Source organism: Frigoribacterium sp. ME-P-080 (genome assembly GCF_030209595.1).
Taxonomy (GTDB): Bacteria; Actinomycetota; Actinomycetes; order Actinomycetales; family Microbacteriaceae; genus Frigoribacterium.
In genome coordinates this window covers 545105-570687 of the sequence record NZ_JARVRR010000004.1, presented here as the reverse complement: position 1 = coordinate 570687, position 25583 = coordinate 545105, and the positions used below count along the sequence as shown (strand labels likewise).

At 72.0% G+C, this 25583-nt stretch carries 20 protein-coding genes and 2 pseudogenes; 15 read left to right on the top strand and 7 right to left on the bottom strand.

What is annotated here, in order from left to right:
* Nucleotides 1–37 precede the first annotated feature (37 nt).
* The 4 genes from QRN23_RS11225 to QRN23_RS11210 form a co-directional block, all read right to left on the bottom strand.
* Nucleotides 38–1321: a type II toxin-antitoxin system HipA family toxin gene (locus QRN23_RS11225; protein WP_056045738.1), complete on the bottom strand. Its 1284-nt coding sequence runs from the start codon at nucleotides 1319–1321 to the stop codon at nucleotides 38–40.
* A complete protein-coding gene (locus QRN23_RS11220) occupies nucleotides 1318–1680 on the bottom strand; it encodes a helix-turn-helix domain-containing protein (protein ID WP_056045735.1) in 363 nt (120 codons plus the stop codon). The genes QRN23_RS11225 and QRN23_RS11220 overlap by 4 nt, the downstream gene beginning before the upstream one ends.
* A gap of 95 nt (nucleotides 1681–1775) precedes the next feature.
* Nucleotides 1776–2816, bottom strand: a complete 1041-nt coding sequence (locus QRN23_RS11215) for an App1 family protein phosphatidate phosphatase (protein WP_056045734.1) — start codon at nucleotides 2814–2816, stop codon at nucleotides 1776–1778.
* Nucleotides 2817–2874: 58 nt separating this feature from the next.
* Nucleotides 2875–3603 (bottom strand): SOS response-associated peptidase, encoded by a 729-nt coding sequence (locus QRN23_RS11210; protein ID WP_159824822.1) that lies wholly within the window; start codon nucleotides 3601–3603, stop codon nucleotides 2875–2877.
* 115 nt (nucleotides 3604–3718) lie between these two features.
* Here QRN23_RS11210 and QRN23_RS11205 point away from each other — a divergent pair, with 115 nt between their 5' ends.
* The 5 genes from QRN23_RS11205 to QRN23_RS11185 all read left to right on the top strand — a co-directional run bounded on the left by QRN23_RS11205 (nucleotide 3719) and on the right by QRN23_RS11185 (nucleotide 7683).
* Nucleotides 3719–4366 (top strand): TetR/AcrR family transcriptional regulator, encoded by a 648-nt coding sequence (locus QRN23_RS11205; RefSeq protein WP_056045731.1) that lies wholly within the window; start codon nucleotides 3719–3721, stop codon nucleotides 4364–4366.
* A 128-nt stretch (nucleotides 4367–4494) separates the two neighbouring features.
* Nucleotides 4495–5331, top strand: coding sequence for an ABC transporter ATP-binding protein (locus tag QRN23_RS11200; protein WP_056045726.1), 837 nt, complete (start codon nucleotides 4495–4497; stop codon nucleotides 5329–5331).
* Nucleotides 5328–6014, top strand: coding sequence for an ABC transporter permease (locus QRN23_RS11195; RefSeq protein ID WP_056045723.1), 687 nt, complete (start codon nucleotides 5328–5330; stop codon nucleotides 6012–6014). Before QRN23_RS11200 ends, QRN23_RS11195 begins: the two co-directional genes overlap by 4 nt.
* The gene (locus tag QRN23_RS11190; protein ID WP_056045720.1) at nucleotides 6011–6751 is read left to right on the top strand and encodes an ABC transporter permease; all 741 of its coding nucleotides are present in this window, start codon (nucleotides 6011–6013) and stop codon (nucleotides 6749–6751) included. Before QRN23_RS11195 ends, QRN23_RS11190 begins: the two co-directional genes overlap by 4 nt.
* On the top strand, nucleotides 6748–7683 hold the full coding sequence (locus QRN23_RS11185) for an ABC transporter substrate-binding protein (protein WP_285063573.1): 936 nt from the start codon (nucleotides 6748–6750) through the stop codon (nucleotides 7681–7683). Before QRN23_RS11190 ends, QRN23_RS11185 begins: the two co-directional genes overlap by 4 nt.
* A gap of 90 nt (nucleotides 7684–7773) precedes the next feature.
* On the opposite strand, the pseudogene QRN23_RS11180 reads toward QRN23_RS11185, so the two are convergent.
* A pseudogene (locus tag QRN23_RS11180) lies at nucleotides 7774–8442 on the bottom strand (DedA family protein).
* A 143-nt stretch (nucleotides 8443–8585) separates the two neighbouring features.
* On the opposite strand from QRN23_RS11180, the gene QRN23_RS11175 reads away from it, so the two are divergent.
* Genes QRN23_RS11175 through cydC form a run of 4 tightly spaced genes read left to right on the top strand, consistent with a single transcriptional unit; the run spans nucleotide 8586 to nucleotide 14454 of the window.
* Nucleotides 8586–9998: a cytochrome ubiquinol oxidase subunit I gene (locus QRN23_RS11175; protein WP_123570195.1), complete on the top strand. Its 1413-nt coding sequence runs from the start codon at nucleotides 8586–8588 to the stop codon at nucleotides 9996–9998.
* A 43-nt stretch (nucleotides 9999–10041) separates the two neighbouring features.
* Entirely contained in the window at nucleotides 10042–11043 is a 1002-nt protein-coding gene (gene cydB / locus QRN23_RS11170; RefSeq protein ID WP_285063572.1) for a cytochrome d ubiquinol oxidase subunit II, read from the top strand.
* A gap of 10 nt (nucleotides 11044–11053) precedes the next feature.
* Nucleotides 11054–12697 carry a thiol reductant ABC exporter subunit CydD gene (gene cydD, locus QRN23_RS11165; protein WP_285063571.1) on the top strand — a complete coding sequence of 548 codons (1644 nt, stop codon included), beginning with the start codon at nucleotides 11054–11056 and terminating at the stop codon, nucleotides 12695–12697.
* Complete coding sequence (cydC, locus tag QRN23_RS11160; protein WP_285063570.1) at nucleotides 12694–14454, top strand: thiol reductant ABC exporter subunit CydC; 1761 nt, start codon at nucleotides 12694–12696, stop codon at nucleotides 14452–14454. Before cydD ends, cydC begins: the two co-directional genes overlap by 4 nt.
* 33 nt (nucleotides 14455–14487) lie before the next feature.
* On the opposite strand, the gene QRN23_RS11155 is transcribed toward cydC, so the two are convergent.
* Nucleotides 14488–15315: an aminotransferase class IV gene (locus QRN23_RS11155; RefSeq protein ID WP_285063569.1), complete on the bottom strand. Its 828-nt coding sequence runs from the start codon at nucleotides 15313–15315 to the stop codon at nucleotides 14488–14490.
* Nucleotides 15316–15347: 32 nt separating this feature from the next.
* Between QRN23_RS11155 and QRN23_RS11150 the strand changes: the two genes are divergently transcribed.
* The 5 genes and pseudogenes from QRN23_RS11150 to holA all read left to right on the top strand — a co-directional run bounded on the left by QRN23_RS11150 (nucleotide 15348) and on the right by holA (nucleotide 23789).
* Complete coding sequence (locus QRN23_RS11150) at nucleotides 15348–16772, top strand: anthranilate synthase component I family protein (RefSeq protein ID WP_285063568.1); 1425 nt, start codon at nucleotides 15348–15350, stop codon at nucleotides 16770–16772.
* 117 nt (nucleotides 16773–16889) lie between these two features.
* On the top strand, nucleotides 16890–19499 hold the full coding sequence (gene leuS / locus QRN23_RS11145) for a leucine--tRNA ligase (protein WP_173150953.1): 2610 nt from the start codon (nucleotides 16890–16892) through the stop codon (nucleotides 19497–19499).
* A 103-nt stretch (nucleotides 19500–19602) separates the two neighbouring features.
* Entirely contained in the window at nucleotides 19603–20307 is a 705-nt protein-coding gene (locus QRN23_RS11140) for a ComEA family DNA-binding protein (protein ID WP_285063566.1), read from the top strand.
* Nucleotides 20308–20660: 353 nt separating this feature from the next.
* Nucleotides 20661–22094: pseudogene (locus QRN23_RS11135) on the top strand (ComEC/Rec2 family competence protein); the annotation flags it as partial.
* Nucleotides 22095–22754: 660 nt separating this feature from the next.
* A complete protein-coding gene (gene holA, locus QRN23_RS11130; RefSeq protein WP_056047549.1) occupies nucleotides 22755–23789 on the top strand; it encodes a DNA polymerase III subunit delta in 1035 nt (344 codons plus the stop codon).
* 117 nt (nucleotides 23790–23906) lie between these two features.
* Here the strand turns inward: holA and rpsT are convergent, their stop codons facing one another.
* A complete protein-coding gene (rpsT, locus tag QRN23_RS11125) occupies nucleotides 23907–24167 on the bottom strand; it encodes a 30S ribosomal protein S20 (RefSeq protein ID WP_043596189.1) in 261 nt (86 codons plus the stop codon).
* A 243-nt stretch (nucleotides 24168–24410) separates the two neighbouring features.
* Here rpsT and QRN23_RS11120 point away from each other — a divergent pair, with 243 nt between their 5' ends.
* Nucleotides 24411–25562, top strand: coding sequence for a pyridoxal phosphate-dependent aminotransferase (locus QRN23_RS11120; RefSeq protein WP_159824834.1), 1152 nt, complete (start codon nucleotides 24411–24413; stop codon nucleotides 25560–25562).
* The last annotated feature ends 21 nt before the right edge of the window (nucleotides 25563–25583 follow it).

Here is a 25583-nt window from a genome sequence, read left to right as displayed (position 1 = left end):
GCGGGGCCGAGGCCCGGGTGCCGAGGCGCCTGCGTCCTCACCAGCCGGGCAGCGCCTCCTCGACGTGGACGACCGCCTCGCGGGGCAGACCGGCCTCGTCGGCGAACGACCGCCACCGCCCCACCGCGTCACGCACCTCGTCGACGATGCCCGACGCGTCCCGCACCAGGAAACGGTCCGCCAGGCGCATCACGTCGGCCCGCGAGACGTCACGGAAGACGCCGTCCACCCCCATGAGGTGCTGGTACGTCCACCGCCCGGTCGGGTTGTGCGCGAACGTCACGTCGTACGCGGGCGACAGCCCCCACGACGCCTCGGGCCCCGCCAACAGGAACGACGAGTTCTTCGTGTGGTCGTCGTTGTTGGCCGCCAGCACGTTGAAGACCATCCGGCGGAACGCCTGCGCCATCGCCTCGTCGCCCGACCCCATCCGACGGACGGCGTCGAACAGCTGCCCGTAGTCGTGGGCCTGTCGCTGCCGGAAGTCGAGATGGGCCGCCCCGCACAGCGTCAGGACGTGGGCCTTGCCCTCGGCCCGGCGGTCGAACCGACGCGTCATGAAGTGCGACCGCCCGTTCTCGTCGAGCAACCGGCACTCGGCCATGTCGATCCCCGCCGCCCCCGCCATCAGCGAATACGCGTACTCGACCCGTCCGGCGAGACCTCCCGACCCGAGCTCGGAGTCCGGGCCCACCCCGTCCAGCTTGATCAACCAGTGCTCGAACCCGTCCGGCGCCGCCACCTGGCCCGACCGGATCTCGCCCGTGCCACGGTTCCACGCGACCACCGCCTTCGCCCGCGCCCCACCCGCCGACGTCCCCACCTGGATCAACGACCTGATCGCCGACTCCGCCTCGCGGTCGTCGCCGAAGCTGGCGTCCAGCACGCTGCGTGCCCCCTCGACGAGCGCACTCAGTTCGACCGCGCTCGTCGTCCGCTGACGCGGTCCCCGCGCCGGCCGGAACTCCAACGCCCCCATGGCCCGGTCCGCCATGTACGCCAACCGGTCGAGCGGGCTCACCTGCTGCCGTGACACCCCCTGGCGCACCAACCAGGCGTCGATCACCGCATTGCCGAAGTCGTCCGGCATCGCGTCCGCCAGCACGGCGGGCAGGCGATGGAACGTCGCCTCGGGCAACTGCGGGAAGACGTGCCGCCGCGTACGCACCGGCATCGTCAGTGGCGCCAACTCGATGCCGCGCGCCACCCAGTCCGGGTAGTACTCGAAGACGTACGCCCCGATCGCCGGGTCGAGCGCCACGGCCCCCACCCGGAGACCCCACGCCGTCACCTCGACCGCACGGACCGGGACCCAGCTCACGAGTCGCCGCCCGGCGATCGTCCGCCCCGCGGGCGATACACCCGACGTCGCGGCTCGTCGCCCGCCGACCGCAGCACGTCGAGCGGGCTGACGGCGCTCGCCGGGGCGATGCCCCCGAGGACGTCGTCGGCACCGAGGGCCCGCAGGACGCGGACGAGCGTGCGCAACGTGCTGCCGCGGCCGGCCTCGAGGGACTGCACCGTGCTGGGGGACAGGTCGGCCCGTCGGGCGAGTTCGAGTTGGTCGAGTCCCCGGTCGAGCCGCAGGCGACGGACCTGCTCGCCGACCTGGCGTTCACGCTCGTCCGTCGACACGAGCGGGGGCACCGGCACTCGTGCGGCCTGGTCGTCGTCGAACACGATGCTCCAATCTCGGGATGATCCACGATAGCAGCCATGTCGACCCACAAAACAGGACTATCCCACTATCACAGGATCACCACGAGCTGCCAGGGTCAGTCGATCACGCCGTTGTCGAGGAGTTGTTCCCACAGGCCGGCGCCGTCGGGTGCCGACACCCAGACGACGTCGCTGCCCTCGGCGTGTTCCGACCGCGACCGTCCACCGGCCAGCACGGCCTCGCTCGGCGACAGCTGACGGATCGCCACGGCGGCCACGTTCTCGGGGTGGTCGTGCAGGAACGTGCCGTACAGCTCTTCGTCGTGCTGCCCGTCGTCGCCGACGAGCAGCCACTTGAGCTCGGGGAACTCGTCGGCGAGGCGGCGCAGGGACTCCTGTTTGTGCAGGCGACCGCTGCGGAAGATCCGGTCGTGGGTGGGGCCCCAGTCGGTCAACAGGAGTGCGCCGCTCGGGTACAGGTTGCGGGACAGGAAGCGGGACAGCGTCGGCGCCACGTTCCAGGCGCCCGTCGAGAGGTAGATGACGGGGCACCCGGGGTTCGCCGCGTTCAGGCGCTCGTAGAGCACGGCCATGCCGGGCACCGGGCGACGGGCGTGCTCGTTGAGCACGAAGGTGTTCCAGGCCGCGAGCAGCGGCCGGGGCAACGAGGTGACCATCACGGTGTCGTCGATGTCCGAGACGATGCCGAACCGCGCCTCCGGATCGATGACGAAGATCGGCGCCTCGACCGGCACGGACCCCTCGGTGCTCAGGGTCGCGACGTGCCAGCCGGGTTCGAGGTCGACGGCGATGCGGGCGTCGAGCACGCCACCGCGGTCGGCCTGGACGCGTTGGACGCGACCGCCGAGCGAGACCTCGACCAGGGCCTTCTCGACGGGCACGCTGGTGAAGCTGCGCCACCCCCGGACGTTGAGGCGGTCCACGCCCGACAGCGTGCCCGTCCGGGTGAGCAGGACGCGGGACAGCACCCGCGCCCATCCGGGAGCGCCGTAGCCGGTGTACGGCACGACGGTGGGCAGGAGGCCGCGGCGTCGGGCCCGCTTCTCGCGGAAGCGGTGGACCGAGTTCTCGATGCGGGCCGCTCGGTGGAGGAAGGGCTCGACGGCGGCGGGCGGTGCCTTGCGGGTGTCGGGCATCCGGTCAGTCTCGCACGATGGGTCGTCGGACGGACGGACGGACCGCCGGCGGACCGGATCAGCCGACGGGGGCCAGCAGACCGGGGTGGTCGACCGACGACGAGCCGACCTCGGGGCCGACCTCGTGGTGCAGCAGGCGCGCGGCGATCTCGTCGCTGAGGCCGGCGATGCCCTGCACCAGGTCGTCGTCGCCCTCGGTCTCGGGGTCGAGCCAGTCGTCCATGACGTCGGTGCCGACGAGCACCGGCATGCGGTCGTGCACCTCGGACACCGGACCCGAGGAGGCGCGGGTCAACACGGTCGTCGACAACAGCCACCGAGACGGGGCGCCCACCTCGGCCGACGGGTCTCGCCACCACTCGTAGAGCGCGCCGAACAGCACCACCTCGTCGTCGGGCAGCCGCACGAGGACGGGGCGCTTCGAGCCGTCGGGCAGGGTCTGCCACTCGTACCACCCCGTGGCCGGGACCAGGCCGCGGCGCGAGACCACGGCGTCGCGGAACGACGGCTTCTCGGCGACCGACTCGGACCGTGCGTTGAACAGCGGGGGACCGGAGTCGGGCCCTGCCGAGCCACCGGGCACGAGACCCCACCGCGCCGCGGCGAGCCGTCGGACCGGCGGGCCGCCGGCGTCCTCGCCCCGAGGAGCCGCGTCGACGAGCAGACTCACCGGCCGGGTCGGAGCGATATTCCAGGAAGGCTCTGGGAGAGTGTCTCCTGATACATCGACGTCGAACAGGGCCACCAGGTCGCTCGAGGCGCGTGCCATCACGAATCGTCCGCACATGCGATCCATTCTGGTGGCAGCCGCCGACATCCGGTGACCGCCACCACGGTCCCCCTTCCGACGTCATCGCACCGTGCCCGACCCCGTCGAGGCATCGCCACGAAACGGAGAAACGTTGCTCGTCACCGACGTCAATGACGCACTGCCCGGGGGTTCACCGCTGCTGAGGAACGAGCCGGTCCAGGCTCGCAGTTCCGCGCGGCTCACCGGGCTGCTCGACGCGGCCGCGGCCATCATCGACGAGATCGGCTACGAGCGTCTGACGACGGCCATGGTCGCCGAGCGGGCGGGCGCCTCGATCGGCACGGTCTACCGCTACTTCCCCGACCGCATCGCCGTCGTCGACGCGCTCGCCCTGCGTTCCGTCCAGCGTCTGACCGTCCGGGTCGACGAGGCCGTGTCCGACGACGCCGTCACCGACTGGCGTCGTGCCGTCGACCTGTTCGTCGACGCCAAGGCCGAGATGTACCGCAGCGAGCCCGGTTTCCGGGCCATCCGCTTCGGCGACGCACCCGACGTGCGCACGCCCGAGACGCGCCAGTACACGAGCCCCCTGGCCGAGCAGCTGCTCGCCGTGCTCGTCGACCACTGCTCGGTGCCGCGCACCGACGAGCTCGAGCTGGGCCTCCAGGTGGCGGTCGAGATCGCCAACGCCCTGTTGGCGCGCGCCTTCATCGACGACGCCGAGGGCGACGGCCGCTTCGTCGACCAGTGCCGCACGGTCCTGACGGGCTACCTCGAGCCCCTCGTCGGCGCGCACTGACCTCGTCGGCCGTGTGACGGCCGGCGTCGGGGGCCCCGGCGGGGTCGGTGACGCTTCGTCGGGATCTGTGGTTGGGTGAACGCCCTGGCAAGTGTCGATTCGTGCTGCCCACGAGGAATGAGCCACCCATGATCGAGTTCCGTTCCGTGACGAAGCAGTACCCCGACGGCACCCTGGCGGTGGACGACTTCAGCCTGGTGATCCCGTCCCGGAAGACCACGGTCTTCGTCGGGTCGAGCGGCTGCGGCAAGACGACGATCCTGCGGATGATCAACCGCATGGTCGACCCGACCTCCGGTGTCATCGAGATCGACGGCAAGTCGATCGGCGACCTCGAGCCCGTCGGGCTCCGCCGCAGCATCGGCTACGTCATGCAGAACTCCGGCCTCCTTCCGCATCGCAAGGTCGTCGACAACATCGCGACCGTCCCCGTCCTCAAGGGCACGTCGAAGAAGGTCGCCCGCGACCGCGCCCTCGAGCTCATGGACACCGTCGGTCTCGACCGTGACCTGGCCCAGCGTTACCCGAGCCAGCTGTCCGGAGGGCAGCAACAGCGCGTCGGCGTGGCCCGTGGCCTCGCCGTCGACCCGAACATCCTGCTCATGGACGAGCCCTTCGGTGCCGTCGATCCGCTCGTCCGGTCCGACCTGCAGCAAGAGCTCATCCGGTTGCAGCGCGAACTCGACAAGACCGTCGTCTTCGTCACGCACGACATCGACGAGGCCTTCTACCTCGGCGACCAGGTCGTGATCCTCGAGAAGGGCGGCCAGATCGCCCAGCAGGGCAGCCCCGCCGAGATCCTCTCGGCACCCGCCACCGACTTCGTCGCCGAGTTCATCGGAGCCAACCGGGGCAAGCGTGCCCTCCACGTCGAGCAGACGCCGACCGGGCAGGTGGTGGTGGACGGCGACGGGCGCACCGCCGGGGTGCTGACCGAGTCGGTCCGAGGTGGGCAGGCGTCGTGAACTGGATCTGGTCCAACAGCGACTACATCCTCGACAAGACGATCGTGCACCTCGGCCTGAGCGTGCCGCCGGTCATCCTGGCGTTCGTCATCTCGCTGCCCATCGGCTGGTTCGCGAACCGCTACCGGGTGTCGAGGGGAATCCTCACGGTCGCCGGTCTGTTCTACGCGATTCCGTCCTTGCCCCTCCTCATCGCCCTGCCGGTGGTCTTCGGCACCTCGCTGCGGAGTCCCGTCAACATCGTCATCGGCCTCACCCTCTACGGCATCGCCCTCATGGTCCGATCGGTGGCCGACGCCCTCGCCGCCGTCGAGGCCGACGTCACGCAGTCGGCGACGGCCGTGGGCTACTCGTCCTGGCAACGGTTCTGGAGGGTCGAGTTCCCCCTGGCGGGTCCGGTCATGCTCGCCGGTCTGCGGGTCGTCGTGGTGAGCACGGTCAGCCTCGCCACGGTCGGAGGGGTGCTCGGCGTCAACGGTCTGGGACTCCTCTTCATCGACGGCTTCCAGCGCGACATCACCGCCGAGATCGTGGCGGGGATCGTGCTCACCATCGTCATGGCCCTCGTGCTGGACTTCCTGCTCGTGCTCCTCGGGCGGGTCCTCATGCCCTGGAGCCGCAAGGACGCCAAGATCAAGCCCGTCGCTCCCCTCCAGGACCGCCAGAAGGTCGTGCTGCCGTGAACTTCTTCGTCGAGGCGTTCGCCTGGCTCGCGGACCCGATCCACTGGACGGGTGCCGACGGCATCCCCACGAGGCTGGGCCAGCACCTCTGGTACAGCGCCCTCTCGGTGGTGATCGCCTCGGTGATCGCCGTTCCCGTCGGGTACCTCATCGGACACACCGGCCGTGGTCGCTCGATCGCCGTCTCGATCTCGGGCGGCGCGCGTGCCCTGCCCTCCTTCGGCGTCATCACCCTGATCGCCCTGTCCGTCGGCATCGGCCTCACCGCGCCGATCATCTCGTTCGTCATCCTGGCGATCCCGTCGGTGCTCGCCGGTGCCTACTCGGGGTTCGAGGCCGTCGACCGCAAGACCGTCGACGCCGCACGGGCTGTCGGCATGACCGAGTGGCAGATCATGACGAAGGTCGAGATGCCCCTCGGCCTGCCCCTGTTGATCGGCGGCATCCGGTCCGCCGTCCTCCAGGTCGTCGCGACGGCGACCCTCGCCACCTTCGTCGGCGCGGGCGGTCTCGGCAGCTACATCATCACGGGCCTCCGGGCGAACGACTACCCGAAGATGCTGGCGGGCTCCATCCTCGTCATCGCCCTCGCGGTCGTCCTCGAGATCCTCTTCTCGATCGTCCAGCGCCTCGTCGTCCCCGCCGGGGTCACGGCCGGGCGCCCCACCGACATCCGCTCCAGGGCCGTCCGGCCCGGGGCGGTCACGGCAACACCCCTCACGAAAGGCACACAGTGATCACAGCGAACAAGAAAGGCCGGCTCACCGTTCTCGGCGCAGTCGCGATCGGGGCCATGGTGGCCCTGGCAGGGTGCGCGTCGAGCGACCCGCTGAGCTCCGGCGACTCGTCGGCGTCGAGCGACGGCGACACGCTCGTCATCGGCTCGCAGCAGTACTACTCGAACGAGATCATCGCCGAGCTGTACGCCCAGGCCCTCGAGGCCAAGGGCTACACGGTCGACCGTCAGTACCAGATCGGTCAGCGCGAGGTCTACCTGCCCGAGCTCGAGTCCGGCAAGATCGACGTCTTCCCCGAGTACACCGGCAACCTGTTGCAGTACTACGACAAAGACGAGACCGCCAAGTCGCCCGAAGAGGTCGAGACGGCCCTCGCCGCCGCGTTGCCCTCCGGTCTGACCGCGCTGAAGGCCGCTGCTGCGTCCGACCAGGACAGCTACAACGTGACGAAGGAGTTCTCCGAGGAGAACGACATCACGAGCCTGGCCGACCTCAAGGACTACTCCGGCACGCTGACGTTGGGTGCTCCGCCCGAGAACGCCGAACGTCCCTACGGCCCTCCCGGGTTGAAGAGCATCTACGGTGTCGACGTCACCTCGACGCCGATCGACGACGGCGGTGGCCCGTTGACGGTCAAGGCCCTGACCGACGGCAGCGTCCAGCTGGCCGACATCTACACGGCCAGCCCGTTGATCGCCGAGAACGACCTCGTCACCCTGGACGACCCCGAGAACATGATCCTGCCGCAGAACGTGGTGCCGATCGTGTCCGACAAGGTCGACTCCGACGCGCAGGACGTCATCGACAGCGTCGACGAGGTCCTGAGCGCCTCCGACCTGCAGAAGCTCAACTCGAAGAGCCAGACCGACAAGGAGTCCTCGGCCACCATCGCCAAGGACTACCTGACCGAGAAGGGCCTGCTCGACAGCTAGGCCCCCTCGTCGAGAGCCCCGTTCCGTCCGCGGAACGGGGCTCTCCGTCGTCCGGGCCCCGCCCGGAGGGCGACCCCGAGGAGGCGCGGGTCAGGACGTCCCGTCGCCCGCGTCCCCGTCGGGGCGTGTCATGTGGCGCTCCTCGCGGTGGTGCAGGACCTTCTTCACGACGACGACCAGCAGGACGAACGCGACGATGATGCCGACGAAGACGTACCCGGCCTGGTGCAGTCGGTCCGCCAGCTCGCGGTAGCCGCCCGCGGCCGCCGCGCCGACGGAGACGTAGGCGAGGGCCCAGAGGAGGCAGGCGGGGGCCGTTTAGGTGAGGAACGTCCGGTAGCGCATGGGGCTCGTGCCCACCGTCAACGGGATGAGCGAGTGCAGAACCGGCAGGAACCTCGAGACGAAGACGGCGATGCCGCCCCGTCGCGCGAGGTAGTTCTCGGCCCGGACCCAGTTCGCCTCGCCGAGGCGTCGTCCGAGCGCGCTCGCGCGGATCCTCGGTCCGAAGAACCGGCCGAGGGCGAACCCGATGCTCTCGCCCACCAGGGCGCCGAGGACGAGGGCGACCACGAGCGCACCGAACTCGAAGGGTGACCCCACCGCCGTGGCCGACACGATCGCCACCGTGTCGCCCGGCACGATCAGGCCGAGCAGCACCGACGTCTCGAGCACCATGGCGATGCCGGCCAGCACCGTCCTCAGCACGGGATCGACGGACTGCACCAGGTCGAGCAGGGTCGTCAGCACGTCGTTCACCCGCCCGAGCCTATTCACAGCGAGTGCACGGCGCCCGGGTGCCCTAAACGACAGGTGTCGTTCATCTCCGGATCTAGGCTCGACACGTCCCGACGGTGCGACGCACGACCACCACCACCATCCGAGGGAGAAGGCACATCCCGATGAACGAGCTGCTCGACCCGCTGCTGTTGTCCCGCTGGCAGTTCGGGCTCACCACGATCTACCACTTCCTGTTCGTGCCCCTCACGATCGGCATGGCCTTCACGGTGGCGGTCTTCCAGACGGCCTGGGTGCGCACCGGCCGCGTCCACTACCTGCAGCTGACCCAGTTCTTCGGCAAGATCTTCCTGATCAACTTCGCCATGGGCGTCGTGACCGGCATCGTCCAGGAGTTCCAGTTCGGCATGAACTGGTCCGACTACTCGCGGTTCGTCGGCGACGTGTTCGGCGCCCCGCTCGCGCTCGAGGGCCTGCTCGCGTTCTTCCTCGAGGCGACCTTCATCGGCATCTGGATCTTCGGCTGGGACAAGGTGCCGCCGAAGCTCCACCTGCTGAGCATCTGGGGTGCGACGGTCGGCAGCATCCTCTCGGCGTACTTCATCATCGCCGCCAACGCCTTCATGCAGAACCCGGTCGGCTACGACATCAACGAGGAGAAGGGGCGGGCCGAGCTCACGAGCATCTGGGAGGTGCTGACCAACAAGGTCGCCCTCGCCGCGTTCCCGCACACGATCTTCGCCTGCTTCATGGTCTCGGCCGCGGTCATCGTCGCCGTCGCCGCCTGGCACCTCTCGCGCAACCAGCACCTCGAGACGATGCGACCGGCCCTGCGGTTCGGTCTCTGGACGATGGTGGCCGCCGGCGCGCTCACCTTCATCACGGGCGACCAGCTGGGTCTCGCCATGGTCGAGACCCAGCCGATGAAGATGGCGGCCGCGGAGGCCCTGTACAAGACCAGCACCGGCGCCGACGCCTCGTTCTCGATCTTCACCCTGGGCACGCCCGACGGGGTGCACGAGCTCTTCAGCATCCGGGTGCCGTACCTGCTGTCGTTCCTGTCGACGCACACCTTCGACGGCACGGTCGAGGGCATCAACGACCTCCAGGCGCAGTACGTGCAGCTCTACGGTCCGGGGGACTACACCCCGATCATCTGGGTCACCTACTGGTCCTTCCGCTGGATGATGGGCCTCGGCATGGTCAGCGTGCTCGTCTCGCTCGTCGGCCTCTGGATCACCCGCAAAGGACGCCTGCCGCAGAACAGGTGGGTCTGGCGGGCCGCGGTCTTCAGCTACCCGATGCCCCTCCTCGCCATGATCGTCGGCTGGGTCTTCACCGAGATGGGTCGACAGCCCTGGCTCGTCTTCGGGCTGCTGAAGACCGAGGACGGCGTCTCGCCGGGCGTCACCGGCCTGACGGTGCTCATCTCGCTCGTCGCCTTCACGCTGATCTACGGCACGCTCGCGGTCGTCGAGTTCAAGCTCATCGTCAGGGCAGCCCAGAAGGGGCCGGCCGACGCCCCCGAGCCCGACCCCGTGTCGGGCGAGATCCGCCACGAGGCGACGGTCTACTGATGCCCACCACCCCCACCGAACCGATGCGAGAAAGGCTCTGACCATGGACCTCCCCACCCTCTGGTTCGTGATCCTCGGGTTCTTCTTCGTCGGCTACTTCGTGCTCGACGGCTTCGACTTCGGGGTCGGCATGTCCCTGCCCTTCCTCGGTCGCGACGACACCGACCGGCGCGTGCTGATCAACACCATCGGTCCGGTCTGGGACCTCAACGAGACCTGGGTCATCGTCGCCGGTGCGTTCCTGTTCGCGGCCTTCCCCGAGTGGTACGCCACGCTGTTCAGCGGCTTCTACCTCCTGATGCTGCTCATCCTGCTGGCCCTGATCGCGCGGGGCGTCTCGTTCGAGTACCGCCACCAGCGTCCCGAGTCCTCGTGGAAGCGCCGCTTCGACCTCATGATCGTCGTCGGCTCGGCCGTGCCGGCGTTCGTCTGGGGGCTGGTGTTCGCCAACGTCGTGCAGGGCGTGCCGCTCGACGAGGGGCACAACTACACCGGGACGTTGGTCGACCTGTTGAACCCCTACGCCCTGCTGGGCGGTCTCACGACCCTGCTGCTCTTCTTCACGCACGGCGTCGTGTTCGTCACGCTCAAGACCGAGGGCGGCATCCGTGACCGGGCCCGGCGCCTGGCCACCCGCGCGGGGCTCGTGACGATCGTCGTCGCGGCGTCCTTCCTGGTCCTGACCTCGCTGATGCACGGGACCCTCGCCTCGGTGGTCCTCTCGGCCGGGGCCGCCGTCAGCCTGATCGCCTCGTTCGTCGCGAACCTGCGCGGTCGCGAGGGCCGGTCCTTCGGCCTGATGGCCCTCACGATCGCCCTGGCGGTGTCGAGCCTGTTCGCCGCGCTCTTCCCCTGGGTGATGCCGGCGAGCAACGATCCGGCGAACGGTCTCACGATCGCCAACGCGTCGAGCTCGACCTACACCCTGACGATCATGAGCTGGGTGGCCCTCGTCTTCGTCCCGCTCATCCTCGGATACCAGGGCTTCACCTACTGGATCTTCCGCAAGCGGATCACCCGGGCGACGATCCCGGCCGCGCACTGAGGCGACGTCCGTGAAGCCGCTCGACCCGCGCCTCCTGCGCTACGCCTCCGCCGCCCGGGTGTTCCTGGGGCTCGGTGCCGTGCTCGGCCTCGCGCAGACCCTCGCGATCGTCGCCGTGGCCTGGTTCACCACGACGGCCGTGGTCCAGGTCGTCGACGGGCGCGTCTCCGGTCTCTCGACCACCCTGCTGGGGCTCGGGGTCTCGGTGGCGGCACGATCGCTCGTCGCCTGGGCCCTCGAGGTGACGGCCGCGCGGGCCGCGGCGCAGGTCAAGAGCCAGCTGCGGGCCCGGGTCGTCCGCGCCGTCGCCGACCGGGGGCGCGCCTGGGTCGACCGCCACTCCTCGGCGCGCGTCGCGACGCTCGTCGGCCCCGGGCTCGACGCCCTCGACGAGTACTTCGCGCGCTACCTGCCGCAGCTGGTGCTGACGGCCCTGGCGACGCCGCTGCTGATCGTCGTCATGGCGCTCCACGACTGGTTGTCGGCCCTGATCGTCGTGCTGACCCTGCCGTTGATCCCCGTCTTCATGGTCCTGATCGGGTGGACCACGCGGGCCGCCCAGACCCGGCAGTGGGACCGCCTGACGCACCTCGCCTCGTCGTTCGCCGACGCCGTGGGCGGGGCGTCGACGCTGAAGGCCTTCGGTCGCGAGCGGCGCCAGGTCGAGCGGATCGGTCGCATCACCGACGACTACCGGGTCGAGACGGTCACGGTGCTGCGCGTGTCGTTCCTCAGCGGCTTCGTGCTCGAGCTCGCGGCGTCGCTGTCCGTCGCACTCGTCGCCGTGTCCATCGGCATCCGGCTCGTCGAGGGGTCGCTGGGGCTGACCGCCGGGCTGTTCGTGCTGTTGCTCACCCCCGAGGCCTACCTGCCCCTCCGCCAGGTCGGAGCCAACTACCACGCCGCGGCCGACGGGGTCGCGGCGGCCGACGACGTCTTCGAGCTGCTCGACGACGAGGACGGCGACGTCACGCCCCGGTCGTCCAGGGCGACGACCGACGCCGATCCGGCCGCGGCCCTCCCCGAGGCCGACGCGCTCGTCGTCGACCGGGTGTCGGTCGGCCGAGGAGGCGCGGTGCGGCTGGCCGAGACCTCCTTCGTCGCCGAGACGGGTCGCGTCACCGCGGTCGTCGGACCGAGCGGTGCCGGGAAGTCCACCTTGCTCGACGCCGTGCTGGGGCTCGAGCCGTGCGAGGGACGGGCCGTCTGGCGCTCGTCGGGCCGCGCGCCCGCCCGCCACGAGATCGCCTGGTCGGGCCAGTCCGCCCAGTTGTCGTCCGGCACCGTCGCCGAGAACGTCGGCCTCGGCGACGAGGACGGGCCCGCCACCGAGGCCGTCGTCCGCGCCCTCGACCTGGCCGGCGCGGCCGGCCTCGACCCGGCGCTCGTGCTCGGGGCCGGCGGCGAGGGGCTGTCCGGCGGCCAGGCGCAGCGGGTGTCGGTGGCCCGGGCGCTGTACCGGCTCGACCGGGTCGGGGCGCGCCTCCTGCTGGTCGACGAGCCCTCGTCCGCCCTCGACCGGGTCACCGAGGCCCGGGTCGTCGAGGGCCTCCGTCGCATCGCGGCCACGGGCGTCGCCGTGGTCGTCGTCACGCACCGCCGCGCCGTGAGCGACGCGGCCGACGTCGTCGTCCCGATCGGAGGCCCCTCGTGACCCGCTCGTTGCTCCGCACGGCTCAGCCCGCCGGGCGCCGCGCCGCCCCCGGCCTGGTCTTCGGGTCGCTGAGCGCCCTCTCGGCGGTGGCCTTGCTCGCGGCGTCGGCGTACCTCATCACGCGGGCCGCCGAGCAGCCGCCGATCCTGTACCTCTCGCTCGCCGTCGTGGGCGTCCGCGCGTTCGCCCTGACCCGCGCGGTCTTCCGCTACCTCGAACGGCTGTCGAGCCACGACGCGGCCTTCCGTCAGCTGGCCGTGGTCCGCACCGAGCTCTACCGCCGACTGATCCGCGTGGCCCCGGCGGGTCTCGGCCGCACCGATCGCGGCGACCTGCTGGCGCGGGTCGTCGGTGACGTCGACGCCCTGCAGGACCTTCCCCTCCGGGTCGTGCAGCCGCTCGTGGTGTCGGGCCTGACCTCGGTCGTCGCGGTGATCGGCGTCGCCCTGGTGTCGCCGATGGCGGCGGTCGTCCTGGCAGGCGCACTCGTCGTCGCGTTCGTCGTCGGCTGCGTCGCCGCGGACCGGCTCGCCCGCCGCAGTGAACGCACCCTCGCCGACCGGCGGGGGGCGCTCTCGGCCGCCGTCGTCGACCTCGTGCAGAACCTCGACGTGCTCGTCGCGTTCGAGGCGGTGGACCGCCAGCTCGCCCGGGTCGCTCGACTCGACGACGACCTGCGCCGCGCCTCCTCGCGTCGGGCCCTGACCGGGGGTGTCGTCGCCGCCGTGCTCTCGGCGCTGTCGGGTGCCGCCGTGCTCGCGACGATCCCCGTCGTGGCGCCCGACGTCGCCTCGGGCGGGCTGACCGGTCCCGCCTTCGCGCTGGTCGCTCTCGTGCCCCTCGCCGTCTTCGAGGTCGTCGGTGCCGTCCCGACGGCCGTGCTGGCCTGGCGTCGCGTGCGGGCGAGCGGTGACCGCGTCGACTCGGCGGTGCCGGTCGACGTGCCGGCCGGCGTCGTCGACGACGACCACGTGTCCGGCGAGGCGGACGTCACCGCCTCCGACCCTCTCCGAGCCCACGGGCCCGCCGTGCCGGCCTCCGTGCCCGCGCTTCGCCTGCGAGGGGTCTCGGCGACCTGGCCGGGGGCGGCGGGCCCCGCGCTCCGCGGCGTCGACCTCGACGTGGCCGTCGGCGACCGCCTCGTGGTCGAGGGGCCGAGCGGCGCCGGCAAGACCACGCTGGCGTGGGTGCTGGCCCGCTTCGTCGAGCACACGGGTCGCTACGAGGTCGGGGGAGTCGACACGGCGATCCTCGCCCCGGCCGCCGTCCGGGCCACGGTCGGCCTGATCGAGCAGACGCCCTACCTCTTCGACGAGTCCCTGCGGCAGAACCTGCTCTTCGCCCGCGACACCGCCACCGACGACGACCTGCTCGCGGTCCTGGACCGCGTCGGGCTGGGCCGCTGGGCCGCCGAGCGCGGCGGGCTCGACGCACCGGTGGGCGAGCGCGGCGTCCTCGTCTCGGGTGGTCAGGCCCAGCGCATCTCGCTCGCGCGTGCCCTCCTGCGGGGGTTCCCGGTGCTCGTGCTCGACGAGCCGACGGCCGGACTCGACCCCGAGACCGCCCGGCGGCTCGTGCACGACGTCCTGACCACCGCCCGTGACGACGGCTCGACGGTCGTCGTGATCTCGCACGTCGAGGTGCCGGCCGAGCTGGTGACGCGGCGCGTGCGCCTCGAGGCGGGCCGCCTCGACGAGGTCGAGGTGGGCTCCGAGGTCGGGTCCGAGGTCACGCCCGACGACGGGGCCGGCGCCTGACGCGTCGAGGCACCGATCGCGGCCCGGTGGGGGTCAGCCGTCGACCGGTCGTCGCAGGCGGTCGAGTCGGCCGCGCCAGAGCGCCAGGCGCCCCGGCTCCTCGGCGGGTGCCGGGCCGTCGATCCAGCCGGTGACGATGCGGATGCCGTGCAGTGCGCCGAGGCTCCAGACCTCGAACCCGTCGAGCTCGTCCGGCCGGGTGCGGTCGTGCAGCACGTCGACGCCGAGGACGGCGGCCAGCGTCGTCAGGCTGCGGACCGTGACGCCCGGGAGGCGCGCCAGGTCGTCCGACGGGAGGCAGAGGGCGTCCCCGCGCCACCAGACGATCGAGCTCCAGGCGCCTTCGACGACGTGCCCCTCGGGCGAGAGCAGCACGGCCTCGCCGGCCCCTCGGGACCGCGCCTCGGAGACGAGCGAGCCGAGGGCGGCGAGGTCGGGCCCCTTGACCGTCGGTCGCGTGCGGGGGTCCCGGTCGGCCGTGGCGAGGACGACCGAGCGGTGACGCAGGGGAGCGGGACGGAGGCGCAGCCGCAGCCGTGCCCGGTCGCCGTCCTCGGCTCCGTCGCCCGCGACGAGCTCGACGCGGGGGAACCAGGCTCCCGCCCGGGGGAGGACCGCGAGGGCCGCCGTCCAGAACGCCGACACCTCGTCCGCGTCGGGCGCCCCGGGCACCTCGGCGATCGACCCGGCGAATCGGTCGCGGTGCACGTCGAGGGCGAGCACCGAGCCGTCGTCGACCAGCCACGAGTCCGCCACGAGGAGGCGCGGGTCGGCGTCCGCCGCCCCTCCGCCCCCGCGCGTCGCCAGCTCGTCGCCCTGCCAGACGTGCAGCACGTCACCACCCGGCCGCTCGCCACTCATCGGGTCGGGTCTCCGCTCATAGGATCAAGGGTATGCGTCCCGCGGTCGTCCGTTCCTCCCTGCCGTGGCGCGACCCCGAGGCCGTCGTCCGGCACCTGGCCGCGACCGGCGACGTGGTCTGGCGCGACGCCGGGGACGGCGCCGTGCGGGGCCGCTCGGTCGTCGGGTGGGGTCGGGCCGCGACGGGCGACGTGCGCGACGGCGGCGCCGACCGGCTCTGGCAGGCGGTGCGTGACGACCTGGTCGACGTCGAGCCCGACAGCCATCCCCTCGGCTGGGCCGGCTGGCTCGGCTACGGCTTCGGCTGCCGGCTGCTCGACCGCGACGCCACCGAGGGGCACCGGCGGGCAGCCACCGCCTCCACCGTCGCCGCCGACGGGGACCCCGCCGACCTCGCCCTGCTCGACGTCGACCGTGCCCTGGTCTTCGACCACGCCGCACGCTCGGTCGAGGCCGTCGCGCGGGCCGGCGACCCGTGGGCACCCTCCCTGGTCGAGGCCTGGGCCGACGTGCCGCCCGAGCCTCCGGTGCCCGGGCCGACCCGCGCCTCCTCGGGGGGCACCGCCCCGCCCACCGCCCGCTGGCGGCACCGCCCCGACGAGTACCTCGACCTGATCGAGGGGTGTCGGCGGGCCATCGCGGCCGGCGAGGCGTACCAGCTCTGCCTGACCACGGCCGTCGACGTCGTGGGGCCGGTGGACGCGCTCGAGGCCTTCGCGCGCCTCCGTCGGTCCTCGCCGGCGCCGCACGCGTCGTTCGTGCGCATCGGCGACGTGGCCGTCGTCGGGGCGTCGCCCGAGTCGTTCGTCGAGGTGACGGCCGACGGCCGGGTGTCGTCGGCGCCGATCAAGGGCACGCGACGCCGCGGGTCGGGCGCCGACGACACGGTGCTCGCGCGCGAGCTCGTCGAGAGCGAGAAGGAGCGCGCCGAGAACGTCATGATCGTCGACCTGGTCCGCAACGACCTCGCCCGGGTGGCCCTGCTCGGCACGGTCGAGGTGTCCGAGCTGCTCGCCGTGCACTCATACGAGCACGTCCACCAGCTCGTCAGCACGGTGCGGGCCCGTCTCGGGGCAGGGTGCACCGCGGCCGACGTCGTCGAGGCGGCCTTCCCCGCCGGGTCGATGACCGGTGCCCCGAAGCGACGGGCCGTCGAACTGCTCGCCGACCTCGAAGGAGCGCCCCGGGGGGTCTACTCGGGCGCGACCGGCTGGCTCGGGCGCGACGGCTCGGCGAGCCTGGCGATGACCATCCGCTCGATCGTCGTCCACGGGGCCCGGGCGGCGGGTGCGGGACGGCCCGCGCGACCGGCGGGTGCTCGCGTCGGGGTGGGCGGCGGCATCACCATCTCGTCGGTGCCGGTCGACGAACGCGACGAGGTCGAGCTCAAGGCGGCGGCCCTGCTCGCCGTGCTCGGCGTCCGTACCGCCGACGGGGCCCCGGTCCGCATGTCGTGACGGCGCGTGCCGTTCGGTAGCCTTGGCGAGGATCGCCGAGCCCGGCGCACGTCGCCGTGCCCTCGCACGGACGGTCCGCCCCCACCGCACCGACTGCCAGCAGTGAATGAGAGCCCCGTGGCACACGAGCACGACACGACCGCGACCGACGCCTCCTCGGCCATCCCGACCCACGACGGCGTGCCCGAACGCGAGTACGACGTCGCCCGCCTGCAAGAGAAGTGGCAGGCCCGGTGGGACGCCGAGCAGCCGTTCGTCGTCGACCCCGACGACAAGCGGCCGCGCAAGTACATCCTCGACATGTTCCCCTACCCCTCGGGCGACCTGCACATGGGCCACGCCGAGCAGTACGCCCTCGGCGACATGGTGACGCGGTACTGGCGCCAGCAGGGCTTCAACGTGCTGCACCCGATCGGTTGGGACAGCTTCGGGCTCCCCGCCGAGAACGCGGCCATCAAGCGCGGCGTCGACCCCCGCGAGTGGACCTACGCGAACATCGCGCAGCAGAAGCAGAGCATGAAGCTCTACGCCCCGTCGTTCGACTGGAGCCGGGTGCTGCACACGAGCGATCCCGAGTACTACAAGTGGAACCAGTGGCTGTTCCTCGAGATGTACAAGAAGGGCCTGGCCTACCGCAAGGACAGCTGGGTCAACTGGGACCCGGTGGACCAGACCGTGCTCGCCAACGAGCAGGTGCTGCCCGACGGCACCAGCGACCGGTCGGGCGCCGTCGTGGTCAAGAAGAAGCTGACGCAGTGGTACTTCAAGATCACCGACTACGCCGACCGTCTGCTCGACGACCTCAACCAGCTCGAGGGCCGGTGGCCGACCAAGGTGCTCAACATGCAGCGCAACTGGATCGGCCGCTCGATCGGTGCGGACGTGCACTTCGCCATCGAGGGCCGTGACGAGAAGGTCACGGTCTTCACCACGCGTCCCGACACCCTCTACGGCGCGACGTTCATGGTGGTCGCGCCCGACTCCGACCTCGCGGCCGAACTCGTCGCCGACGCGACGGACGACGTCAAGGCGACCTTCGCCGAGTACCTCGTCGAGGTGCAGAAGGCGACCGAGATCGAGCGCCAGTCGAGCGAGCGCCCCAAGACCGGCGTGCCGCTCGGCCGGGTCGCGGTCAACCCGCTCACGGGCGACCCGATGCCGGTCTGGGCCGCCGACTACGTGCTGGCCGACTACGGCCACGGCGCGGTCATGGCCGTGCCCGCGCACGACCAGCGCGACCTCGACTTCGCCCGCAAGTACGACCTCCCGGTGCGCGTCGTGGTCGACACGAACGCGCCCGTCACGGGCGTGATCCCCAAGCTCGAGCTCGACGAGGACGGCCAGGCGATCCTGCCGGACGACCTGCCCGACCTGAACCCCCGCGAGACGGGCGTGGCCCTGACCGGCGACGGCCGACTGATGAACTCGGGCGCCCTGACCGGCCTCAGCAAGTCGAACGCGATCAAGCGCGTCGTCGAACTGCTCGAGGCGTCCGGCGACGGCGGGGCGGCCAAGACGTACCGTCTGCGCGACTGGCTGATCTCGCGCCAGCGCTTCTGGGGCACGCCCATCCCGATCGTGCACGGGGCCGACGGCGTCGAGGTGCCGGTGCCCTACGACGAGCTGCCGGTCCGACTGCCGTCGACCGAGGGCCTCGACCTCAAGCCGAAGGGCAGCTCGCCGCTCGGCGCGGCCGAGGACTGGGTGAACGTGCCCGACCCGCGCGACGGGTCGCCCGCGCGTCGGGACGCCGACACGATGGACACCTTCGTCGACAGCTCGTGGTACTTCCTGCGGTTCCTCGATCCCACCGACGCCGACCGGGCCTTCGACCCGGCCCAGGCCAGCAGGTGGGCGCCGGTCGACCAGTACGTCGGAGGCGTCGAGCACGCCATCCTGCACCTGCTCTACGCGCGCTTCATCACCAAGGTGCTCTTCGACCTCGGCCACGTCGACTTCACCGAGCCCTTCAGCGCGCTGCTGAACCAGGGCATGGTGCTGCAGGACGGCGCCAAGATGAGCAAGAGCAAGGGCAACGTCGTCAGCCTCTCCGACGAGATCGAGAAGCACGGCGTCGACGCCATCCGCCTGACGATGGCCTTCGCCGGCCCGCCCGAGGACGACATCGACTGGGCCGACGTCTCGCCCGCCGGTTCGGCCAAGTTCCTGGCCCGGGCGTTCCGTCTCGCGAGCGACGTCGACAGCTCGCGCGACGTGGTGTGGGCCGACGGCGACCAGGCCCTGCGCCGGGTCACCCACCGGTTCCTCGCCGAGGCCCCGGGGCTGAGCGAGGCGTTCAAGTACAACGTCGTCGTCGCTCGCCTGATGGAGCTCACCAACGCCGTCCGCAAGGCGATCGACTCGGGTCCCGGCGCGTCCGACCCGGCGGTGCGCGAGGCGACCGAGACCGTCGCGCTGGGGCTGTCGCTGTTCGCTCCCTACACGGCTTCCGAGATGTGGGAGAAGCTCGGCTACGACGGCGGTGCCCTCGCCACGTACGGCTGGCGGAAGGCCGACCCGACGCTGCTCGTCGAGACGAGCGTCACCGCGGTCGTCCAGGTCAACGGCAAGGTGCGCGACCGGCTCGAGGTGTCGCCCAAGATCGCCTCCGACGAGCTCGAGGCGCTGGCCCGCGACTCGGCGGCCGTGCAGCGCGCGATCGGCGACAAGCAGATCGTCAACGTCATCGTGCGGGCGCCGCGCCTGGTGAACATCGCGGTGAAGTAGGTACTCGGGGCGTCTCGTCCCCACTCGTCGACGGCCGCCCTGGTTCCCCAGGGCGGCCGTCGTCGTCCGTGCGGCGTGATGCGCGCTCGTACCGTGACGGGTCATGACCGTCAGCTTCCGCACCGCCGTCGACCCGTCCGAGCCGGGTGGTCCGCGGTGGCGCGTGGGGGTCGGGGCGGTCGTCGTCCTGCTCTTCGTCGTGCTGGCGGTGAGCGTCGCCGTGTCGGCCTTCGCCACCCGAGGAGGCGCGGCGGACGAGCTCGTGACCGTCGAGCCGGGCACCGGGGCCGAGGCCGGGGCAGGGGCCGGCACCGCACCTCCCGCGGGTGCCTCGGTCGTCTTCGTGCACGTGCACGGCCGGGTGGCGGCGCCCGGCCTGTACGAACTGCCGCACGGCGCCCGCGTCGTCGACGTGGTCGCGGCGGCCGGCGGGTTCACGGACGAGGCCGACCAGGCGGCGGTCAACCTCGCGCGGGTGCTGGTCGACGGCGAGCAGCTGCGGGTGCCGGCCGTCGGTGAGACCGCGGACGACGGGGTGGCGGGTGGTGGTGACGCAGCGGCGGGTGGACCGGCCGCGGGGGGAACGGCGACCGGTGGCGGGATGGGGGCCGGTGGCGGGACGGTCGACCTCAACCTCGCGGACGACGCCGCGTTGCAGACGCTGCCCGGGGTGGGGCCGGCGACCGCGGCGGCGATCCTGTCCTGGCGTGACGAGAACGGCCGCTTCCGCAGCGTCGACGACCTGCTGGGGGTGCCGGGCATCGGTCCGAAGACGCTCGAGGCACTGCGCGAGCGGGTGCGGGTGTGACGCCCGGTCGCGTCCTCGACCTGCGGCTCGGGGTGCCGGTGGCCGTGGCGTGGGTCGGGCTCGCCGTGGGTTCGACCCGGCCGGGGCTGTCGCCCGTCGTGGCCGCCGTCGCCCTCGTCGTCTGCGTCGTCGCGGTCGGGCTCGTGCTCGTGGCGCGGGTGGGCGCCCTCGCGGCCGGGCAGGTCCTGCTGGTGGTGGCCCTGAGCGCCGGGGCGTGCGCCGGGCTCACGGGCCAGGCGGCGGTGCGCGACGACCGCCGTCACCCGTCGGGGCTCACGACGTCGGAGGGGCACGCGGTCACCGTCGAGGGGCGCCTGCTCGACCGGGTCGAGGCGCGGTCCGACGTCCTGACGATGTCGGTCGACCGACTCGACGTCGGCTCGGGGACCGTGGCCCTCGGGGACCGCGTCCCGGTGCGGGTGTTCGGGGCGCGCCTCGACGGTCGCCGGTCGGCCGAGATCGGGGCCCGGGTGTCGGCCCGGCTCGTCCTGGGCCCGGTGAGGTACGGCGAGTCGGTCGCGTTCGAGGGGCGGGCGGTCGAGCCGCTCGGCGTCCGCGCCGAGCCCGGGCGGGCGTCGGCCTGGTCGAACGGTCTCCGCTCGGCCTTCCGTGCCGTGGCCGCAGACCTGCCGGGTGACGGCGGGGCCCTGCTGCCGGGGCTCGCGATCGGCGACACGTCGGGAGTGCCCGACGACCTCGACGACGACATGACGCAGGCGTCGCTCAGCCACCTGACGGCCGTGTCGGGCTCGAACTGCGCCGTGCTGGTCGCCCTCGTGGTGCTCGTCGGGTCGGTGCTGAGGGTCCCGCGGTTGCTGCGACTCGCGATGGCCGTCGTCGTGTTGGTCGCGTTCGTCGTGCTCGTCACGCCCGAGCCGAGCATCGTCCGGGCCACCGTCATGGCGGTGCTCGTCCTCGTGCACCTCGCCGTCGCCCGGCCGATCGCCGGTGTGCCCGTGATCGCGCTGGCGGTCGCCGGGCTGCTGTTCGCGGACCCGTGGTTGGCCCGTGACCTCGCCTTCGTCCTGTCGGTCCTCGCGACGTCGGGGCTGGTCGTGCTCGGAGGGCCGCTGACCGCCCTGCTGGCGCGCCTCGTGCCCGAACCCGTGGCGGCGGCCCTCGCCGTCCCCACGGCCGCGCAGCTCGCCTGCCAGCCCGTGCTGCTCGCCCTCGAACCGAGCATCGCCCTGCACGGCGTCGCCGCGAACGTGCTGGCCGGCCCGGCGGCTCCGGTGGCGACCGTGGGTGGGCTCGTCGTCTGCGTGCTCGCGCCCTGGACGCCCGCGACCGCCGCGGCCGTCGCCTGGGCCTCGTGGCTGCCGTCGTCCTGGGTCGCGGCTGTCGCCCGGTCGGCGTCGACCTGGCCGGGCACGCGACTCGGGTGGGACGCCTCGGCGCTCGGCGTCGCCTCCCTGGTCGGCGTGACGGCCCTCGTCGTGGTCGCCGTGGTGGCCCGGGCCCGCGGCCGCCTGCGGGCCGTCGCGACGACGCTGCTGGTGGGCGTGCTGGTGGCCACCGTCGGGGTGGTGGGCGGGCGCACCGTGGTGACCCGCGCCTCCGTTCCCGACGACTGGGTCGTCGCCCAGTGCGACGTGGGGCAGGGCGACGCCGTGCTCGTCCGCAGCGTGCGGGCCGTCGCCCTGATCGACGTGGGTGACGACGAGGCCGCCGTCGACCGCTGCCTCTCGACGTTCGGCGTGCGCCACGTCGACCTGCTCGTGCTCACCCACTTCGACCGTGACCACGTCGGGGCGATCGGCTCGGTCGTCGGCCGGGTCGGCACGGCCCTCGTCGGGCCCGTGGGGCGCTCGGACGACGCCGAGGTCGTGACCGCCCTGCGCGGCGGTGGCGCCGAGGTCCAGGAGGCGCGGGTCGGCACCCGGGGACGCCTCGGCGACCACACGTGGCGGCTCCTCTGGCCGCCCTCCGCGACCCCGGCGGGCAACGACGCCAGCCTCGTGGTGCGCCTCGACCCGGGCGGGTCCTGCCGGGTCGGGTGCCTCTCCCTGCTGGCCCTCGGCGATCTCGGTGAGACCGCCCAACGCCGTCTGGCCTCGTCACCCGACGGCGAGGAGGGGCTCGGGCGGGTCGACGTCCTGAAGGTGTCGCACCACGGGTCGGCGGACCAGCACGCCGAGTTGTACGAGCGGGTGTCGGCCCGCGTCGGCCTGGTCGGCGTGGGGGCAGAGAACTCATACGGGCACCCCACCGACGTCGCGCTCGACCTGGTCCGGGACGGCGGGGGAGTCGTGGTCCGCAGCGACGAGGCCGGTCAGGCCGCGGTCACGCCCGTCGGCCGTGACGGCGGCGACGTCGGCCTGCGGATCTGGCGGGAGCACGCGGGGTCCGCGGGTCGAGATCGCGCGTCCGACACGTCGGTGGCGTCCTCTAGCATCGGAGGAGGCGCGGCGGGCCCCGCGTCCGTGGGACGACGTCCGAGAGGCAGCATGGCAGCGCGAGCGAGTGGCAAGACGGCGAAGAAGGCCTCGGTCGCGATCGACCAGGTCGGGTGGGACAAGATCCGTCCCGCGGCCGTGGTGCTGGTGAGCGGGCCCGAGCAGTTCCTCGCCGACCGTGCCTCCCGCCAGCTGCGCGACCAGCTCGTCGCCGAAGACCCCAGCCTCGAGGTGCACGACCTCGAGGCCGACCATTACCAGCCCGGCGAGCTCGTGACGCTGGCGAGCCCGTCGCTCTTCGCCGAGCCACGTCTCATCCGCGTCTCGAACGTCGAGAAGTGCACCGACGCCTTCCTCACCGAGACGCTGCGCTACCTCGACACGCCCGCCGACGACACGACCCTCGTGTTGCGCCACGGAGGCGGGGTCCGCGGCAAGAAGCTGCTCGACGCCGTCCGGGGCGGCACCGGCGGCGGGCTCGAGGTCGTCTGCGCCGAGCTCAAGAAAGACACCGAGAAGCTCGAGTTCGCGGCCGCCGAGTTCGCCGCCGAACGGCGTCGCATCTCGCAGGGGGCCCTCCGGGCGCTCGTGACGGCCTTCAACGACGACCTGGCCGAGCTCGCCAGCGCGTGCCAGCAGCTGATCAGCGACGCCGCGGCCGAGATCACCGAGGCCACGGTCGAGAAGTACTACTCGGGTCGGGTCGAGACCAACGCCTTCAAGGTGGCCGACGCGGCCATCGCGGGTCAGCAGGGCGAGGCTCTGGTCCTGCTCCGCCACGCGTTGTCGACCGGGGCCGATCCCGTGCCCGTGGTGGCGGCGTTCGCGATGAAGATCCGCACCATGGCCAAGGTGCAGGGCTCGTACGGCGGCTCGGGTCAGCTCGCCTCGCGCTTCGGACTCGCCCCGTGGCAGGTCGAACGGGCACAACGAGACCTCCGGGGCTGGACCGAGGACGGGCTGGGCCGGTGCATCGAGCTGCTCGCCGAGACCGACGCGGCCGTCAAGGGCGCCGAGCGCGATCCGGTGTACGCGCTCGAGCGGATGGTGACCATGATCTCGACGCGCGGTTCGCTGCTGTCGTGAGTCGCGCGTCCTGACCGTCCGGTCACCTGTCCTGCGGGCGAACGGGGACGACGAAGGCCCCGTCTCGATCGAGACGGGGCCTTCGTCGTCGAGCCCGGGGGCTCGGGGGAGGGGAGCCTAGAGGGCGCCGACCTGCTTCGCGATGGACGACTTGCGGTTCGCGGCCTGGTTCTGGTGGATGACACCCTTGCTGGCGGCCTTGTCGAGCTTCTTCGACGCGAGGAGCAGAGCCGAGGTGGCCTTGTCCTTGTCGCCGGCGGCGATGGCCTCGCGGGTGGCGCGGACGGCGGTCTTGAGCTCGCTCTTGACGGCGCGGTTACGGTCCTGGGCCTTCTTGTTGGTGCCGATGCGCTTGATCTGCGACTTGATGTTTGCCACGTGAACTACTTTCTGGATTCTGAGTATCGGACGATGTGCGCCAGCCGAGCGTCCGACCGAGATGAATCGGTCGACCCGGTGCTGCCGCCGGTGATGGCCACCGGAGCGGCTCTCGGCTGCGATCGCGTTCCGCCACTGCAGACGTAACGCGCAAGCCAACAGGCAACGTTACCAGCAGCGAGCCCGACTCTCAACGAACGTCGACCGGTCGGCGTGCCGTGTCGTGCGGGGTACCGTGCCATCATGCCTCAGCTCGCACCCCACATGACCACCGTGCCCGCTTCCGGAATCCGTCGGGTCTACGAGCTCGCGGCGCAGCTCGACGGCGTCGACATGCTCGTGGTGGGCGAACCCGACGTGCCCGTCGCCCGCCACATCGCCGACGCCGCACGCCGCGCCTGGGCCGACGACCGCACCGACTACACGCCGAACGGCGGCATCCCGGCCCTGCGCGAGGCGCTCGTGGACAAACTCGCCCGGGAGAACGACGTGCACGTGGACCTCGAGCAGGTCTGGGTCACCGTCGGGGGGACGCAGGCCCTGCACCAGACGATGGGACTGCTGCTCGCAGCCGGCGACGAGGTGCTGGTGCCGGACCCCGGCTACACGACGTTCACGATGAACGCCCACATGCTCGACGCCGTGCCCGTGCCCTACACGTTGGCCCCCGAGCTCGGCTTCCACCCCGACCTCGACGAACTCGAGAACCTCGTCGGCGACCGCACCCGTGCCCTCATCGTGAACAGCCCGTCGAACCCGCTCGGCGTCGTCTATCCGGAGGAGACGCTGCGGCGCTTGCTGGACTTCGCCCGCCGGCACGACCTCTGGGTCATCAGCGACGAGGTCTACGAGTACTTCACCTACGGGCCGAAGCACGTCAGCCTGGCGTCGCTCGACGGCGACGACCGGGTGTTCAGCGTCTTCTCGATGAGCAAGACCTACGCCATGACGGGCGTGCGGGTCGGCTACCTCGTGACGCCCAAGGGCCTCGCGGAGACGATGCGCACGGTCCAGGAGGCGGCCATCAGCTGCGTCGCCGAGCCCGACCAGCACGCCGCCCTCGCCGCCGTCGTGGGGGACCACCAGCCCGTGGCCGATGCCCGCGAGCACTATCGGAGCAACCTCGACCTCGCCACGACGTTGCTCGACGAGCGGGGCATCCGGTACCTCGAGCCCACCGGCGCCTTCTACCTCTGGATCGACGTCAGCCACGCCTCGCAGGGCGACGTGGCGGCGTGGGCCGAGCGGTTCCTGCTGTCGGAGCGCGTCGCGGTCGCGCCGGGCAGTGCGTTCGGCAGGAGCGGCGAGGGGTGGATCCGCGTCTGCCTCGCGTCGTCACCCGAGGTGATCACCCGGGGGCTCGGCAAACTGCCGGCGCCGGGCGACCCCCGCTGAGATCCGGGGGTCAGCCCCCTG